This is a genomic window from Microbacterium sp. A20 (assembly GCF_004794515.1).
In the GTDB taxonomy this organism is placed as follows: domain Bacteria; phylum Actinomycetota; class Actinomycetes; order Actinomycetales; family Microbacteriaceae; genus Microbacterium.
Genome location: NZ_SSDF01000016.1, coordinates 1 through 1867 on the forward strand (window position 1 = coordinate 1; position 1867 = coordinate 1867).

General features: G+C 66.6%; 1 pseudogene. It reads right to left on the reverse strand.

From position 1 onward, the window contains the following. Positions 1-307: 307 nt before the first annotated feature. A pseudogene (locus DW298_RS00100) lies at positions 308-1867 on the reverse strand (PQQ-like beta-propeller repeat protein); the annotation flags it as partial.

Genomic DNA, 1867 nt, shown 5'->3' on the forward strand with positions numbered 1-1867 from the left:
CGCTCCGCTGCCGAAAGAGACCAGGCCGCTGACGACCAGGACACCGACGACGGCGCCGATGGCCGTCTTTCGGGCGCGCTTCAGCGCAAGGTAGTTCCCCATGATTTTGATTCCCCAGTGATCTGATGCCGACCTTCAGGCCGACATGACATCGCCGCGCGCTCCTGACCGAGACGGCTTCCCCACGAGACCGGACTCAGTCGGTTCGCATCGACGAACCCCCATGTCGGAGCACGATAGCTCTCGACATGTAAAATAATAGCATATGGGACGCGAGTGCGTCTACGGGCTCGTCCCGGACTCCCGACTAGCCCGTCGCGTTCGCGGCGATGACGCCGCTCGAGACGGTGTTGCCATCGCCGTCCTTCGCCACCACCGTGTACTCCGCCGGTGTGTCGCTCGTCGCTGTCGGGTCCACTAGGGTGATCGTCGATCGGTTCCACCACGTCGCGTCGGCGGCCGTCGTGGCCACCGGCGTCGAGCTGCCCGCGCGGTGGAGCTCATACGTGAGCGTCAGGTCGTCCCGATCCCAGTTGGCGGGGATGGTGATGGTGACGCCCTGGGTGCCTGCGGCGTTCGGCGCCACGGTTCCCGTCCAGGTGTCTCCGGAGAGGCGCGGCTTGTCCTTCGCCCCGCCCGGAGGTTGCGTGGAGAAGCGGACGATGCCTTCGAACCGGCCGTTGTTGACCGAGCGGAACTCGCCACCGATGGAGATCATGTTCCCTGTGCCCGTGATCGACAGTCCGGCCTGACCCAGTCCGGAGGTCACGCCGACGGCCCAGTCCGGAGACCAGTTGTATGCGGACGGCGCCGGGGTCCCTGCCCAGTCCTTGTACTTGACGTTGGGCTGGTGCCCCAGAGTGCCCCTGGCGTCGGCAGTGAATGCTTCGGCGTAACGGTGCGTGAGCTGCTGCTGCTCCGGGTGCAGGCCGACGGTGCCGCAGGCGTGGGTGTGGCTGGTCGTGTAGACGACCGTGCCGGTGGAGTAGACGCCGTAGTGGTCGCCGAGGCAGTCGGCGATCCAGCGGACCTTGCCGGTGCCGGCCTCGGCCGCGAACGTGCCTTCGAGGTTTCCGACATCAGTACCCCCGTATACCCAGCCGGTGCCGTACACGCCGGTGGCATCGGCCGTGAGCGCGAAGATTCCGGCCTTGCCTGAGGCGGTGTCGCTGTTCGATCCGTTCTTGATCGAGTCGGATGCCAGCCAGGCGGTGTCCACGGCGCCGGTGGTCTTGTCCACGGCACCGAGTCCCCGCATCGTGGTGTCGCCGCTCACCTGCGAGAAGCGTCCGCCGATGATCGTGTCCGCCCCAGCGGGATCCATCACCATCGCGTCGACCTGCAGATCAGTCGTCGGCGCCCAGGGCAGCAGAACGCCATCGGAGGCATTGAACGCGGTGAGGTTCTTCCGTGCGGTGCCGTTGGCCTGCGTGAACAGGCCGCCGGCATAGACGCTGGTGCCCGAGGTCGCCAGGGCGTAGACGCCCGTTCCACCGATCGACGGCACGAACCCGGGGACGAGTTCGCCGGTTTTCGCGTCGAGGGCGGCGATGTTCCAGCGGTCTTTGCCGTTGACGGAGTTGAACGAGCCGCCGATGTAGATGCGGCTGCCGTCCGGTGAGGCGGCGACCGCTTTGATCACTCCATTGACCTGAGGTGCGAACGGCAGCAGCGCCCCGGTCTCGATGTCGTAGGCGAGCACGTTCGAGCGCGCGGTGAGCGCGGTTCCCGGTGCGGCCTTCGGCTCCCGGGCGTTGTCGAACTTGCCGACGGCGTACACGGTGGATCCGATCGTCGTCTGCGCCCATACGTAGCCGTTGTCGATCTGGACGGTCGGAATCGGATCCGACGTCACGACGTTCTCGTC